Source organism: Nocardia sp. NPDC003183, from assembly GCF_053590715.1.
The window spans coordinates 323,023-337,618 of the sequence record NZ_JBSFTG010000003.1 but is presented as its reverse complement, the minus strand read 5'-3'; the positions used below and the strand labels follow the sequence as shown (position 1 = coordinate 337,618).

12 protein-coding genes are annotated in these 14,596 nt (G+C 68.6%); 9 read left to right on the top strand and 3 right to left on the bottom strand.

Going from position 1 to position 14,596, the window contains the following annotated elements; translation table 11 throughout:
• Positions 1-27: 27 nt before the first annotated feature.
• The 4 genes from ACWDXS_RS13445 (at position 28) to ACWDXS_RS13430 (ending at position 6,767) form a co-directional block, all read left to right on the top strand.
• Entirely contained in the window at positions 28-1,407 is a 1,380-nt protein-coding gene (locus tag ACWDXS_RS13445; RefSeq protein ID WP_449965421.1) for a DNA polymerase III subunit beta family protein, read from the top strand.
• Complete coding sequence (locus ACWDXS_RS13440; RefSeq protein WP_449965418.1) at positions 1,404-1,886, top strand: hypothetical protein; 483 nt, start codon at positions 1,404-1,406, stop codon at positions 1,884-1,886. The genes ACWDXS_RS13445 and ACWDXS_RS13440 overlap by 4 nt, the downstream gene beginning before the upstream one ends.
• A 272-nt stretch (positions 1,887-2,158) precedes the next feature.
• The gene (gene cobN / locus ACWDXS_RS13435) at positions 2,159-5,821 is read left to right on the top strand and encodes a cobaltochelatase subunit CobN (RefSeq protein ID WP_449965416.1); all 3,663 of its coding nucleotides are present in this window, start codon (positions 2,159-2,161) and stop codon (positions 5,819-5,821) included.
• 91 nt (positions 5,822-5,912) lie between these two features.
• Positions 5,913-6,767 carry an acyl-CoA thioesterase domain-containing protein gene (locus ACWDXS_RS13430; RefSeq protein WP_387443362.1) on the top strand — a complete coding sequence of 285 codons (855 nt, stop codon included), beginning with the start codon at positions 5,913-5,915 and terminating at the stop codon, positions 6,765-6,767.
• 166 nt (positions 6,768-6,933) lie between these two features.
• On the opposite strand, the gene ACWDXS_RS13425 is transcribed toward ACWDXS_RS13430, so the two are convergent.
• Positions 6,934-7,509, bottom strand: a complete 576-nt coding sequence (locus tag ACWDXS_RS13425; RefSeq protein WP_378987991.1) for a TetR/AcrR family transcriptional regulator — start codon at positions 7,507-7,509, stop codon at positions 6,934-6,936.
• Positions 7,510-7,601: 92 nt separating this feature from the next.
• Between ACWDXS_RS13425 and ACWDXS_RS13420 the strand changes: the two genes are divergently transcribed.
• Positions 7,602-8,420: an SGNH/GDSL hydrolase family protein gene (locus tag ACWDXS_RS13420; RefSeq protein WP_449965411.1), complete on the top strand. Its 819-nt coding sequence runs from the start codon at positions 7,602-7,604 to the stop codon at positions 8,418-8,420.
• Between the two features lies 1 nt (position 8,421).
• Here ACWDXS_RS13420 and ACWDXS_RS13415 read toward each other — a convergent pair whose 3' ends face one another.
• On the bottom strand, positions 8,422-8,877 hold the full coding sequence (locus ACWDXS_RS13415) for a hypothetical protein (RefSeq protein ID WP_378627515.1): 456 nt from the start codon (positions 8,875-8,877) through the stop codon (positions 8,422-8,424).
• Between the two features lie 133 nt (positions 8,878-9,010).
• On the opposite strand from ACWDXS_RS13415, the gene ACWDXS_RS13410 reads away from it, so the two are divergent.
• Positions 9,011-9,853 (top strand): NAD-dependent protein deacetylase, encoded by an 843-nt coding sequence (locus ACWDXS_RS13410; RefSeq protein ID WP_378987985.1) that lies wholly within the window; start codon positions 9,011-9,013, stop codon positions 9,851-9,853.
• A 237-nt stretch (positions 9,854-10,090) separates the two neighbouring features.
• Positions 10,091-12,499 (top strand): MFS transporter, encoded by a 2,409-nt coding sequence (locus ACWDXS_RS13405; RefSeq protein ID WP_449965406.1) that lies wholly within the window; start codon positions 10,091-10,093, stop codon positions 12,497-12,499.
• A gap of 42 nt (positions 12,500-12,541) precedes the next feature.
• Here the strand turns inward: ACWDXS_RS13405 and ACWDXS_RS13400 are convergent, their stop codons facing one another.
• Entirely contained in the window at positions 12,542-12,805 is a 264-nt protein-coding gene (locus tag ACWDXS_RS13400; protein WP_378627518.1) for a helix-turn-helix domain-containing protein, read from the bottom strand.
• Positions 12,806-12,924: 119 nt separating this feature from the next.
• Between ACWDXS_RS13400 and ACWDXS_RS13395 the strand changes: the two genes are divergently transcribed.
• Entirely contained in the window at positions 12,925-13,740 is an 816-nt protein-coding gene (locus ACWDXS_RS13395) for a mycofactocin-coupled SDR family oxidoreductase (RefSeq protein WP_378987979.1), read from the top strand.
• Positions 13,741-13,800: 60 nt separating this feature from the next.
• Complete coding sequence (map, locus tag ACWDXS_RS13390) at positions 13,801-14,568, top strand: type I methionyl aminopeptidase (RefSeq protein WP_449965403.1); 768 nt, start codon at positions 13,801-13,803, stop codon at positions 14,566-14,568.
• The last annotated feature ends 28 nt before the right edge of the window (positions 14,569-14,596 follow it).

Sequence of the window (14,596 nt, the reverse complement as noted above, 5' to 3'; positions counted from 1 at the left end):
ACTCACTCGAACCCCGATCATGAACCGGTGCCCGACACCGAGCTGATCACCATCGGAGCCTTCGCCCGCGCCTGCGGCCTGAGCGCCAGTGCCCTGCGCTTCTACGCGGACGCCGGCATCCTCGCCCCCGCCGTCGTCGACGGGGTTACCGGCTACCGCTACTACGCCCCGGAACAGTCCGCTCCCGCCCGCCTGCTGCGTCACCTGCGCGCGATGGACATGCCACTGCCCGCGGTGACCGCCCTGCTCGCCGAACCCGATCCCGCCCGTGCGCTCGTCCTCCTCGACGCGCACCTCGCCGACCTGGACCGGCACCAGGGCGAGGTCCGCGCCGCTGCCGCGGCCGCCCTCGGCGCCCTCCTGGCCACCCACGGATCGGCGTCCGGAGTCGGTGGGAGCGGGCATCGCGACCAAGTCTCGGTGCCGACCGGTGATCGAGGCAGTGCTCGATCGCCGCTCGTGCGAAACCCGGAGTCGGAGCGAGGTCTGCCGGGAACGCGCGACGACGTGTGGGTGCGCGGACCGGTGCTGGCGGCGGCGATCGACCAGGTCGCGACGGCCACGGTCGCCGATCCGGATCTGGCGGTACTCGACACGATGCTGTTCGAGTCCGACGGGCACCAGCTGATCCTCACCGCGACGGATCGCTACCGCCTGGCGACCCGCACCGTCCGCCCCACCCGCGCCGGTGCCGCGGTCTGGAACGCGACGGTGGACGCCGACGACCTCCGTGCGGCCGCGTCCTGGTTGCGTCGCCGGCACGTGGTCGCGATCCGACCCCATCGCGACAGCATCGAATTCCGCATGGCCACCACGGATTCAGTCGACCGAGACCGCACGGGCGGAGGCGGTGAGCCGACGACGCGCCACGCCGCCCAGCCCGATGGCACCCGCTGCCGCTGCCGCCGATCGACCCACGACTTCCCCGACTACCGAGCGATGCTGGCCGCGCTCGCCCCCGTGCGGACCCGAGTCGTGCTCACTCGTGCGGCGCTGCTCGACGCCATGGAACACGCCGACTCGCCCACGGTGGTCCTGCACACGACCGACTCCGGCTCCGTATCCGTGACGGTCGCCGGCTCGTGGACGGCGCACGCCTCACCGACAGGCTCCGCCTCGACGGGCGACCCGGTCGAGCAGAAGAGTTCGAGCGCCGCGGCCGCCGCGTGCGCGGAACCGGGTGCGGCGCGGCACATCCCGCAGGCGACAGTCACCGGCCCTGCCATGACGATCCATTTCGCCGTCACCACCCTCTACCCGGCCGTCGCCACCGCCGTCGGACCCGACGTGATGCTCGATCTCATCGCCCCCGACCAGCCTGTTCTGATCCGCTCCGCCGACGACGGCGACCTGTCGACCCTGGCCATGCCGTGCAGACCCGAACCCACCGAGGAGACGTCCCGATGACCACCGCTGACCCGATCATGAACCGAATCACCCAGGGAGTCACCGACTTCCGCACCGGCGACGCCGAACGTGCCCGCACGACGCTGCTCGAGGTCTGGGCCGAGGTAGGCCCCGCCGGTGACCCGCTGCACCGCTGCACCCTCGCTCACTACCTGGCCGACGTCTACGACGACCCGGCCGAAGCCCTGGTCTGGGACGTTCGCGCCCTCGACGCCGCCGACGCCCTCACCGACACCCGCCTGAACGACCACCACGCGGGCCTGCGGGTCGCCGGCTTCTACCCCTCGCTGCACCTCAATCTCGCCGACAACTTCCGCCGCCTCGGCGCGTTCCCCGCCGCCACCCGCCACCTCGACGCCGCCCGCGAACGACTCGGCATCCTCCCGGACGACGACTACGGCGCATTGATCCGCGACGTCGTCGCCGAGCTCGCCGTGTCCATCGCGGCCGAAGACACCACCCGGCGGCCCACCCATTGACGACAGCGACCGGCTGAGCACCGCCTCGCGGATCGAGATCATCAGGCAGTGGCGCGGAGTCCTCGCGCCATCGCCTGCTGATCGATTGTCCAGCGGCGGGGAGCGGGCTGGAAAGTTGCGGGCGGGACTGGCCCAGTAGCATCGTCTTGCTCGGCGGGCGTCGAGGAAACCGGTGGAAATCCGGTGCGGTCGCGCCACTGTGAACAGCCAGACCCTCCCCGGCGAGCACCGCATACCCCGATGGGCGCGTAACCCGAGGAAGGTCTCACCCTGTGATCCTGCTGCTGTCCACCTCCGACACCGACCTGCTGAGCGCCCGCGCGAGCGGCGCCGAGTACCGCTGGGGCAATCCCGCGCGGCTGCTCGTGGAGGATCTGCCGGAACTGCTCGACGGCGCTGATCTGGTGATCGTGCGAATCCTCGGCGGCAAGCGCGCCTGGGAAGAGGGCCTCGACGCGATCCGGGCGAGCGGCGTGCCGATGGTGGCGCTGGGTGGCGAGATCGCACCCGACGCCGAGCTGATGGAATGCTCGACGGTGCCGGTCGGTGTCGCGGCCGACGCGCACAACTACCTCGCCGCGGGCGGCGCCGAGAACCTGCTGCAGCTGCACAACTTCCTGTCCGACACAGTGTTGCTGACCGGGCACGGTTTCGAACCGCCCGCGCAGCTGCCCACCTGGGGCGAACTCGACCGGTCCTCGCGGATCCTCGAACCGCACGCCCCGACGGTCGCCGTGGTCTACTACCGCGCCCAGCATCTCGCGGGCAACACCGCCTACATCGAGGCGCTGTGCAAGGCGATCGAGGCCAAGGGCGCTCGCCCGCTCCCGGTCTACGCGGCCTCGCTGCGCACCGCCGAATCCGAACTCCTCACTCTGCTCGGTCGCGCCGACGCCCTCGTGGTGACCGTCCTCGCGGCGGGTGGCAGCAAGCCCGCGACCGCCTCGGCCGGCGGTGACGACGAAGCCTGGGATGTGGCCGCGCTCGCCGCGCTGGACGTGCCGATCCTGCAGGGCCTGTGCCTGACCAGCGGGCGCGCGCAATGGGAAGCCAACGACGACGGCCTGTCGCCGCTCGATGTCGCGACCCAGGTCGCGGTGCCCGAATTCGACGGCCGCATCATCACGGTGCCGTTCTCCTTCAAGGAGTTCGACGCCGACGGTCTGTCCGCCTATGTTCCCGACGCCGAACGGTGTGCCCGCGTGGCGGGGATCGCCGTACGGCACGCCCGCCTGCGTCACATCCCGGCCGCGGACAAGCGGATCGCGATCATGCTCTCGGCGTATCCGACCAAGCACGCCCGCATCGGCAATGCCGTCGGTCTCGACACCCCGGCCAGCGCGATCCGCCTGCTCACCGAACTGCGTTCCGCCGGTTATGATCTCGGCGATATCGACGAGATCCCCGGCTTGGTGGAACGGGACGGCGACGCGCTGATCCACGCCCTGATCGCCGCGGGTGGTCAGGACCCGGAGTGGTTGAGCGCGGAACAACTGGAGGGCAACCCGATTCGCATCGGCGCCGCCACCTACACCCGCTGGTTCGAGTCGCTGCCCGAGGACCTGCGCGAGGCCGTCGTCGAGGCGTGGGGGCCGCCGCCCGGCGAACTCTACGTCGACCGGTCGGCCGATCCCCAGGGCGAGATCGTCATCGCCGCACTGCGTTTCGGCAATGTGGTGCTGATGGTGCAGCCGCCTCGCGGGTTCGGGGAGAACCCCGTCGCGATCTACCACGATCCCGATCTGGCGCCGAGTCACCACTATCTCGCCGCCTACCGCTGGCTGTCCGCGCCCGACGGTTTCGGCGCCGACGCGATGGTGCACCTGGGCAAGCACGGCAACCTGGAGTGGCTGCCCGGCAAGACCCTCGGCATGTCCGCCTCCTGCGGTACCGACGCGGCGCTGGGTGATCTGCCGCTGATCTACCCGTTCCTGGTCAACGACCCCGGCGAGGGCACCCAGGCCAAGCGTCGTGCGCACGCCACCCTCGTCGACCATCTGATCCCGCCGATGGCGCGCGCCGAGACCTATGGCGACATCTCCCGTCTGGAGCAGCTGCTCGACGAGCACGCCAACATCTCCGCCTTGGATCCGGCCAAGCTGCCCGCCATCCGTCAGCAGATCTGGACGCTGATGCGCGCGGCGAAGATGGACCACGACCTCGGCCTCGCCGAACGCCCCGAAGAGGACGTCTTCGACGACATGCTGCTGCACGTCGACGGCTGGCTGTGCGAGATCAAGGACGTCCAGATCCGCGACGGCCTGCACATCCTGAGCGAGGCTCCCGAGGGGGAGATGGAACTCGACCTGGTGCTGGCCATGCTGCGTGCCCGTCAGCTGTGGGGCGGCGAGCAGAATGTGCCGGGCCTGCGAGAGGCGCTGGGGCTCAGTGAATCCGGCGACGAGGCCCGCGTTCGCGTGGATGTGGTCGAGGCCCGTGCTCGCGAACTGCTCGGTGCGTTGCAGGCGACGGACTGGTCGGTCGACGCGGTCGAGCAGCTGGTCGCGGACTTCGAGACCGCGATCCTGGACGGGCACCGCGCCGCAGCGTCGAGCACGAACCTCGCCGTGGTGGTCGCCGACGCCGAGCGGCTGGACCAGGTCGCCACCATCTTGCGGTTCGCCGCCACCGAGGTCGTGCCGCGCCTGCGTGAGACCAGCATCGAGATCCCGCGTGTGCTGCACGCGCTCAACGGCGGGTTCGTTCCGGCGGGCCCCAGCGGTTCCCCGCTGCGTGGTCTGATCAACGTGCTGCCGACCGGTCGCAACTTCTATTCGGTCGACCCCAAGGCTGTCCCGTCGCGGTTGGCCTGGGAAACCGGTCAGGCGATGGCGGAATCGCTGCTGGCCCGCTACCTTGCCGACCACGGCGAGTACCCGAAGTCGGTCGGGTTGTCGGTGTGGGGCACCTCGGCCATGCGCACCTCCGGCGACGACATCGCCGAAGTGTTCGCGCTGCTCGGTGTCCGGCCGGTGTGGGACGAGGCGAGCCGCCGCGTCACCTCGCTCGCGGTGATCGAACTCGAAGAACTCGGGCGCCCGCGCGTCGACGTCACGGTTCGCATCTCCGGGTTCTTCCGCGACGCCTTCCCGCACGTGCTGGCGCTGCTCGACGACGCGGTCCGCCTCGTCGCCGATCTCGACGAGCCCGCCGAGTCGAATTACGTTCGCGCACACGCGCAATCGGATCTCGCCGAGCACGGTGACACCCGGCGCGCCACCACGCGTATCTTCGGGTCCAAGCCCGGCACCTACGGCGCGGGCCTGCTCCAGCTCATCGATTCCAAGAGCTGGCGCACCGACGACGACCTCGCGCAGGTCTACACCACCTGGGGTGGTTACGCCTACGGCCGCGACCTCGACGGCGCCCCCGCCGCCGACGACATGCGCACCGCCTACAAGCGCATCGCGGTCGCCGCCAAGAACACCGACACCCGCGAACACGACATCGCCGACTCCGACGACTACTTCCAGTACCACGGCGGCATGGTCGCGACCGTGCGCGCGCTGACCGGCAAGAATCCCGAGGCTTACATCGGCGACTCGACCCGCCCCGATGCCGTGCGCACCCGCACGCTCTCGGAGGAGACCGCTCGCGTGTTCCGTGCCCGCGTGGTGAACCCGCGCTGGCTCGAGGCGATGCGCAGGCACGGGTACAAGGGCGCCTTCGAAATGGCGGCCACCGTCGACTACCTGTTCGGCTACGACGCCACCACCAACGTCGTCGCCGACTGGATGTACGAGAAGCTCTCCGAGAGTTATGTGTTCGACGACGTGAACCGCAAGTTCATGGAGCAGTCCAACCCGTGGGCCCTGCACGGCATCGCCGAACGGCTCCTGGAGGCCGCCGAACGCAAGCTGTGGGAGCACCCCGAGCAGGAGACCCTGGACAAACTGCGGCAGGTTTACCTGGAAACCGAGGGTGAGCTGGAGTGACCGCACTTGCCGCAAAACTGCAACACGTTCTAGTGTGAGGCATGGTGCGCCGTGGCGATCCCGCCCGGCGCCCGCGGAGGAAAGGGGCACGATGAGTAGCTCCCCTGGCTATTTCACGCACGCGGACGGCGTCTACACGCCGATGCGGTACTCGCTGAGCCTGTGGGCGCCCAGCACGCTGTCCGGGCCGCCGGTGTGCGGGTTGATGGCGCGCGAGGTGGAGGCGGGGTACTGCACCGGCGGGTTCGCCCCGGCGCGACTGACCGTCGACCTGCACCGTCCGGTGCCCGCCGTGCCGCTGACCATCGCCAGCGAACTGGTCCGCGACGGCAACCGGGTCCGCTCGGTGAGCATCGTCGTGCGTGCCGACGGCGAGATCGTCGCCCGTGGCAGCGCGCTCCTGCTGAAGCGTTCGACCCAGCCGCCGGGCGAGGTGTGGCGCCCGGACCGGGATCGGCCGCTGCCGCCCCCGAGTGCGCTGGCCACCATCGACCAGACGATGCACCTGTTCGGCAGTGACGGGCAGGGGTGGTCGATGAATATGACCGAACATCAGAACGACGCCCGCAAACGCAAGTGGGTGCGCAATATTCCGGTCGTCGCGGGGGAGCCGTCGTCGCCGTTCTGCTACGCGGCGATGACCGGCGAGCAGACCAGTCTGGTCACCAACTGGGGCACCGAGGGCATCGGTTTCATCAACACCGATGTGTCGATCACGTTCTCGCGCATGCCCGTCGGTGACGAAATGGGCCTCGAGGCGGAGAGTCACCTCAGCGACGACGGGATCGCGGCGGGCGCGGCGGTGCTCTACGACGAGCGCGGCGCGTTCGGCATCTGCACGACGACCGCGCTGGCCAACGAACGCAGGCAGATCCGCGGCGATGTCATCGACGAGCTGTCGGAGTCGTTCGCGGCGGACGCGCTCGGGCAGCCGCAAGTCCGGTGAACGCCGTCGCGCACAGGATCGTGCCGGTCGTCGTGGAGGCGAGCAGGTAGCCCTGCGTGATCGACCGGGCGACGGGAACCGGCGACAGCGCCGCGGCCAACCGTCAATGCCCCGCTGAGCCGAGCCTCACGCTTTCGGTGCCGCGAACGTGGGCGGAGGGCGGGTGTCACCGCAGTGACGTGGACACCGACCGGACAAGCGCCTCGGCATACGGACGTGGTGCGGGCTCGGCATCGGGGCCGGTGGCGTAGTAGCGCAAGAACGCCTCGTGGAAGCAGGCGCCGTTCAACAGTGCCGCAGCGGTGTGGGGATCGGCCGTCGCGGCGATCCGGCCCAGTTCCTGTTCGGCCCGCAGATATCCGGCGATCGACTCGACCGCCCGATCGGGCCCCGCACCATGGCGGCTCATCGCGTCGCGATGCGCTGCCATGCGCTGCGGGTCGGCCAACAGTGCGCCCAGCATCGGAATGGATCGCTGGTAGAACGTGAGCGTCGCGGCGGCGAGTTCGGTGAGATTGCCTTCGACCGTTCCCGCGCCTGCGGCGATGGTCACGCGTGACGGCCCGGGCACTCGTTCCTGGAGGACGGCCAATAGCAGGCGCTCTTTGTCCCCGAAGTACTTGTACAGCGTGGGTTCCGAGACGCCGCTCGCGTGCGCGATCTCCTTGGTGGTCGCCTGCGCGACACCGCGCGTCCGCAGAATCTCGGCCGCGGCGTCGAGGATCCGATCCCGTGTGCTCACCCGTGATCCTTCCGGCACTGGACAGTTAGTGAATACTAGCCCACACTGTGGTTAGTAATCACTAACCCTGTTCGACCTGGAGGTACGCGATCGTGTCGCGAAAGATTCCGAAGAAGCCGATCGCCGTTGCCGCGGTCATGGTCTTGATCGGCGTGCTGGGTGCGGTCGGCGCCGTTGTCTACCTCACCTTTCTGCGGTCGGCAGAGAACTCGCCGTCCCTGGCCTGTGATGGGGGAAGGCCGTCCGGCTCCGGGCCGGTGGTGGTCGCGGCGGGAGCGAGCATGACCCAGGGCACGCTCGGCGCGAATTGGGTCGGCGCGCTGCGCGATCGGCCCGAATTCGCCGGCTACACGTTCGTCAACGCCGGGGTGAACGGCAATACCGCCGCCGATCTACTCGGCCGGGTCGACACCGATGTGGTGCGCTGCCGTCCGGACGCGGTCGTTCTGCTGGTGGGCACCAACGACGTGCGCGCCGACGTGTCTGTCGATCGGTATCGCGCCGATCTCGGCGCACTTGTGGGTCGCATCGGATCCCGGACGTCCGCGCGGATCGCACTGCTCTCGTTGCCGCCCCTGGGGGAGGATCTCGATGCCCCGATCAATCACCGTCTCGCCGACTTCAATGCCGCGATCGAGAACGTCGCGACCACGGCCGGTATCGGCTATCTTCCCGTCAACGAGCAGTTCGCGGACCGCTTACGCCGATCTGCCAGTGCTACAACGACATTCGATTTCGGCTTTTCGCTCGCCTTCCGCGCCGCGGCGAAGCACTACCTACTCGGCCGAACGTGGGACGACGTCGCCCACAGTCATCATCTCGAACTCTTGGTGGACCACATCCACCTCAGTGACCAGGGTGGGGCCATTGTCACCGAGCTGGTCGGCAGATGGCTGGCAGCCGCGTCGTGAGCTACGCGGAGATCAGGGTCACGATGAGTTCGTCGGCGATCGACTCGGCCTTCACCATGCCGGTGCCCAGGTAGAGGGTCGCCGCGCGGGGGCGGCCGTCGGCCAGTGGTACGACCGAGACCGCGTCGACGCGGCGGCCCGCGAGCTCGTCGTAGGGTGACTCGTCGGTGACGTCGAAGGCGGTGTACTTGCCGGAGTTGGCGACGTATTCGATGTTCACCGGGTCGACCAGCGGCTCGAACGGGTCGCGCCACGGTGCGCCGCCGATGCGCAGTTCCGCACCGTCGACGCCGGCGTCGAAGAGCAGGGTCGAACCGTTGTGGAAGGTGAATTCGATCGGGCCCTCGGTGCGGTCGATCTCGTCGCCCAGGACATAGAACATCCGGCGGACGGCGACGATGGTCCCGTCGACCGCGGCATTGAGCGCGGTGCGGCCGTGCTCATCGGTGTCGGACATAGGTTTTCCTCTGCAGCGGTCGATGCCGGGCGGATGAAACATCATGTCGCCGCGCGGCCACCACACGCAACTCGGCCCCGGCGTGTTCGTCCCGCGCACGACGCGCCGCCGCCCCGCTCGTAGAGTGGAACCCATGGTGGACCACGACACCACCGACGCGGTGGCGCGCGCGGCCGAGCTGCTGCGCGGGCGCCGCACCGTGGTGATCTCCGGCGCCGGGCTGAGTACCGACAGCGGGATTCCCGATTACCGCGGTCCCGGCTCGCCGCCGCGCACGCCGATGACCTATCAGCAGTTCGTCGGTGACCCGGTGTTCCGGCAGCGGTATTGGGCGCGTAACCACATCGGCTGGCGGCGGATGGACGCCGCCCGGCCCAACCCCGGTCATCGCGCTGTCGCCCAGCTGGAGCGGGCGGGTGCGGTGTCGGGAGTGATCACCCAGAACGTGGACCTGCTGCATATGAAGGCGGGGGCGCGTCAGGTGATCGATCTGCACGGAACGTATGCGCGAGTGCGTTGTCTGCGGTGCGAGAATCTGATATCCCGAATGACCCTCGCGCAACACCTCGAAGCGGCCAATCCCGGTTTCGCGGACAATGTTTCGGCGGGCGCCACCGGTATCGAAGTGGCACCCGACGCCGATGCCGTGGTGACCGATACCGACCGATTCCGGATGGTCGATTGCCTGGCGTGCGGCGGAATGCTCAAACCCGACATCGTGTATTTCGGTGAGAATGTGCCGCCGGACCGGGTGGCAGCCGCTTTCGGCCTGGTCGAACGAGCACAGGCGATACTGGTGGCCGGTTCCTCGTTAACGGTGATGTCGGGCCTGCGATTCGTGCGCAGAGCCGCGAAAAACGGTGTGCCAGTGGTGATCGTGAATCGTGGACGTACCCGCGGCGACGACCTCGCCACCCTCCGGATCGACGCGGGCTGCTCGGAAACTCTGTGCGCGCTGGCCGAACTCGGCCGCTGAATTCCCGCGCGCCGAACTGACAGTTCACAGCCCCGCGGCCTATCGTTTCCGGGTGAAATGAACGGTAACTTGATCCCTCGGTGAAGGCGGCGAATCCGACGTGGGTAAGCTCTGCGCACCAGTGCATGAAGAGTTCCACCCGCGGCGCAATGTTTTCCTCGCAGCGGGGTTGTCGGCCCTCGTGTGGGCCGAATGATCGACCCCCACTTGCCAGCCGATCAGAACCAGGGCTTTTCCATGACCGATACCGTCGTTGCCGAATCACGCCTCACGCACCGCCAGACACTCACCATCCTGTCCGGGCTGCTACTGGGGGTGTTCCTCGCCGCGCTCGATCAGAACATCGTCAGCGTCGCCATCGTCCGGATCGCGAACAGTCTCGACGGGTTCGACGAACAGGCATGGGCGACAACGGCATACCTGATCACCGCCACCGTCACCACGCCGCTCTACGGCAAGCTCGCCGACATCTACGGGCGCAAACCGTTCTATCTGCTGGCGATCGCCCTGTTCGTGATCGGCTCGGCCGCCTGCTGCTTCGCGACCACCATGTATCAGCTGGCCGGGTGCAGGGCCTTTCAGGGGCTGGGCGCGGGCGGGTTGATGTCGCTGGCGTTCACCATCGTCGGTGACATCGTGCCGCCGCGCGAACGGGTCCGCTACCAGGGATATTTCCTCATGGTGTTCGGCATCGCGACAGTGCTCGGCCCGGTGGTCGGTGGCTTCCTGTCCGATTACGAGAGCCTCGGTGGCATCGAGGGCTGGCGCTGGGTGTTCCTGGTGAACGTGCCCGTCGGGGTGCTGGCGTTCCTCGTGGTCGCGAAGGTGCTGAACGTGGGGCACACCCGCCAACGCAGCCGGATCGACTGGTTCGGCGCGATCACCCTCATCGTGGGTGTGGTGCCGCTGCTGATCGTGGCCGAGCAGGGGCGGATCTGGGGGTGGACCGCGCCGAAATCGCTGCTCTGCTACGGCATCTGCGCGGGCGGGCTGCTGCTGTTCGTCCTGGTCGAATTCCTCATGAAGGACTCGGCGCTGATCCCGCTGCGACTGTTCCGCAGCTCCACGTTCAGCATCGCGATCCTCGGCGGGTTCCTCGTGGGTGTCGCGATGTTCGGCGCGATCACGATGTTTCCGCAGTATCTGCAGGTCGTGCGTGGTTTCTCGCCGACCGAGGCGGGGCTGCTGATGTTGCCGCTGGTCCTCGGGATCATGGTGGGCGCGCAGATCTCGGGGCTGATCACGAAAGCCACCGGCCGCTACAAGGTGCTGCCGGTGCTCGGTGCGCTGATCCTGGCGATCGGGTGCGCGCTGTTCGCCAGGATCACCTATGACGGTCCGCTGTGGCAGCCGCTGGCCTTCAGCGCGATCATGGGTTTCGGGCTCGGCGGCTGCATGCAGACGCTGGTCATCGCCGCGCAGAACGCGGTCGGGCGCACCGAGATGGGTGTGTCGACCGCGGCGGCGACGTTCTTCCGTCAGCTCGGCGGGACCCTCGGGGTCGCGGTGTTCCTGACCGTGCTGTTCGACGGGCTGCCCGCGTCGATCCTGGAAGCCTTCGGTGGCAGTCTGCCGCCCGGTTTCGACGGCGCGCGCCTCGACGGCCTGCTGAGCGATACCAGCGGCATCGCCACGCTGCCCGACGAGTTGCGGATCCCGATCCTCGAGGGATTCACCGACTCGATGCACAGTGTGTTCCTGCTCGCCGCCGACCTCGCCGTGGTGGCCTGCCTGGTGCTGGTCTTCATGAAAGAGATTCCGCTGCAGGAGGATCCGGCGCCGGACGATCAGTCCGATGCCACCGCGCTGCGCGATGTGAGCCTGCACGACGCGCACGAGATGGCGGGCGAACTGCACCCCGTCGCCACCGGTCGGGTGATCGCGGGGCTGCTGCGACGCGACGACGCGCGCCCGGTACCCGCCGCGACGCTCACCCTGATCGATCAGCACGGGCATCAGGTGGCCCGTGGCAACGGCGACGCCGACGGTGCGTACGTGATCGAGGCGCCCCGGCCGGGCAACTATGTACTCATCGCCGCGGCGGCCGGGCATCAGCCCGAAGCGGTGAGCGTGTCGATCGGGGAGCGCGCCCAGCACGTCGACCTGATGCTCACCGGCGCGGGTGAACTCACCGGGATCGTGCGATCGGCGCGGCGCGGCGAACCGCTCTGGGGTGCCACGATCACGCTGACCGATCCCGAGGGCGAGGTGGTGGGCGCGGCGATCACCGGCGAAGACGGCACCTATGTGTGCCGCGACGTCGTGAGCGGTACCTACACCCTGGTCGCGGTCGCCGATCACATGCGGCCGGCGGCAGTCGCGCTGACCGTGCCGGAGACGGGCTCGCTGCATCGCGACATCGACCTCGAACCGATGGCCATCCTCCTGGGCTCGGCCTGGGTGGACGGCGACCGCCCCGTCGCCGATGTGCAGATCACGGTCCTGGACTCGGGCGGCGATCCGGCAGCGACGGCGCGCACCGACGAGAAGGGGCGGTACCTGGTACCTGACCTGCCGGAGGGGGAGTACACGGTGGTCGCCCGCGGCTACCCGCCCGTCGCGAGTCAGGTATCGGTGACCCGCGGCGAGATCACCCATGATGTGACGCTGGGATACGAGAACGAGGAGTCGATGAACCGCCGGTAGGCGGGTCGAGCGCAGCATCGGGCAGGGTGCGCGGCGTGCCGATCAGGCGGACTCGGCGACCTGTTCGTCGCGGTAGGACTCGGCCAGCTCGGTCAGGGGAATCGAGAGGGCCTCGGCCAGGCCGACGACCGTGCCGAAGGCCGGTGAGGGCAGTCGTCCCGACTCGATCTTGCGCAGCGTTTCCGGGGAAATACCCGCTCGCAGGGCCACCTCGGCGAGGTCGCGGTCGCCGCGAGCGGTGCGAAGGCGGCGGCCGAGACGGCGGCCTGCTTCGACCTGCGCGGGGCTGAGCGGGAGTCGGACCATGCGACCGATGGTATGTCCTCGCGAACGCGATGGCCAAGCTGAGTAGGGATCTCCGTTTTCGCCTCGCCCGGGCGGTAGCGGTGGTAGGTGTCAGGGGAGGACATCGAAGTTCGAAAGGTATGGGTATGACACGACGGTTCGAGGGCAAGGTCGTTTTCGTGACGGGAGCGGCGCGTGGGCAGGGCAGGGCCGAGGCGGTGCGCTTCGCCGAGGAGGGTGCCGACGTGATCGCGATCGACGCGTGCGCGGAGTTCGCCAGCACCAGCTACGCGGGCGCGACCGAGGCGGATCTGGCCGAGACCGTGAAGCTCGTCGAAGCGGCGGGCGCCGAGATCGTCGCGAGCAAGGTCGATGTGCGCGATTTCGACGGGCTGTCCGCGGCGCTGGCGGCGGGCATCGAGCAGCTGGGCAGACTCGATGTGGTGGTGGCCAACGCGGGCATCTGTTCGGCGGCGATGTCGTGGGAGATCACCGCCGAGCAGTGGCAGGAGACCATCGACGTCAACCTGACGGGCGTCTTCCACACCGCGAAAGCCGCTGTGCCCCACCTGATCGCGCAGGGCGAGGGTGGCGCGATGGTGTTCATCAGTTCGGTGGCGGGTCTGAAGGGCACGCCGTTCACCGGCCACTATGTCGCGACCAAACACGCGATCACGGGTCTGGCCAAGACGATGGCGAACGAGCTCGGCGCGCACCGGATCCGGGTGAACACCGTCCATCCCGCGGGCGTGGCGAGCGGCATGCAGATCAACGAGATGGGCCCGCTGTTCGAGGAGTACGGTGCCACTCTCGCGCCCATCTTCATGAACGCCCTGCCCAGCCACATCTGTCAGCCCGAGGAGATCGCGGCGACCGTGGCCTGGTTGTGCTCGTACGAGGCGAGCCAGATCACCGGTGCGCAGATTCCGGTGGACATGGGCAACCTGAACCGCTGATTTTGGTATTTTTATACCGGCGCGGCTAGTGTCGGTATAAAAATACCAAGTGGAGGCGTGATGGTGGAGCTGAAATCACCCGCGGAGATCGAGCGCATGCGGGTGACCGGCCGGTTCGTCGCCGACGTGCTGGCCGGGGTGCGCGACCGTGCGGCGGTCGGGGTGAACCTGCTCGAACTGGAAGCGTATGTGCGGGAACGGATTCGCGAGCGTGGGGCGGTGTCGTGCTACTGGGATTACTCGCCGTCGTTCGGGCGCGGGCCGTTCCGCAATACGGTGTGTCTGGCCGTGAACGATGCTGTGCTGCACGGGCTTCCGCACGACTACGTCTTGCGCGACGGCGACCTGCTGACGGCTGATCTGGCCGTGTCGATCGACGGCTGGGTCGCCGATTCGGCGATCTCGTTCATCGTCGGTACCCCCTCGCCCGCGGACGAGCGACTGGTCAGGGCCACGGAAGAGGCCCTGACCGCCGGGATCGCGGCCGCGCAACCCGACAACCGGATCGGCGATATCTCCGCCGCGATCGCGAACGTCGCTCGCGGGTACGGATACCCGGTCAATACCGAGTTCGGCGGGCACGGGCTCGGGCGGACGATGCACGAGGATCCCCATATCGCCAACGACGGCAGGGCCGGGCGCGGGTTCCGGCTGCGGCCCGGTCTCACGGTGGCCATCGAGCCGTGGTTCGCGGCGAGCACGGCGAAGGTCTACACCGACGCCGACGGATGGACCATCCGCTCGGCCGACGGCTCCCGCTGCGCGCACAGCGAGCACACCATCGCCGTCACCGCCGACGGCCCACGGATCCTCACCTCCCACGACTGATCGATCGGCTCCGGACGTGCCGAAGCTT

Coding starts and splice junctions, on each gene's coding strand:
- ACWDXS_RS13440 (WP_449965418.1), top strand. CDS start 1,404: ATGACCACCGCTGACCCGATCATGAACCGAATCACCCAGGGAGTCACC.
- ACWDXS_RS13430 (WP_387443362.1), top strand. CDS start 5,913: ATGAGTAGCTCCCCTGGCTATTTCACGCACGCGGACGGCGTCTACACG.
- ACWDXS_RS13415 (WP_378627515.1), bottom strand. CDS start 8,877: ATGTCCGACACCGATGAGCACGGCCGCACCGCGCTCAATGCCGCGGTC.
- ACWDXS_RS13410 (WP_378987985.1), top strand. CDS start 9,011: ATGGTGGACCACGACACCACCGACGCGGTGGCGCGCGCGGCCGAGCTG.
- ACWDXS_RS13405 (WP_449965406.1), top strand. CDS start 10,091: ATGACCGATACCGTCGTTGCCGAATCACGCCTCACGCACCGCCAGACA.
- ACWDXS_RS13400 (WP_378627518.1), bottom strand. CDS start 12,805: ATGGTCCGACTCCCGCTCAGCCCCGCGCAGGTCGAAGCAGGCCGCCGT.
- ACWDXS_RS13395 (WP_378987979.1), top strand. CDS start 12,925: ATGGGTATGACACGACGGTTCGAGGGCAAGGTCGTTTTCGTGACGGGA.
- map (WP_449965403.1), top strand. CDS start 13,801: ATGGTGGAGCTGAAATCACCCGCGGAGATCGAGCGCATGCGGGTGACC.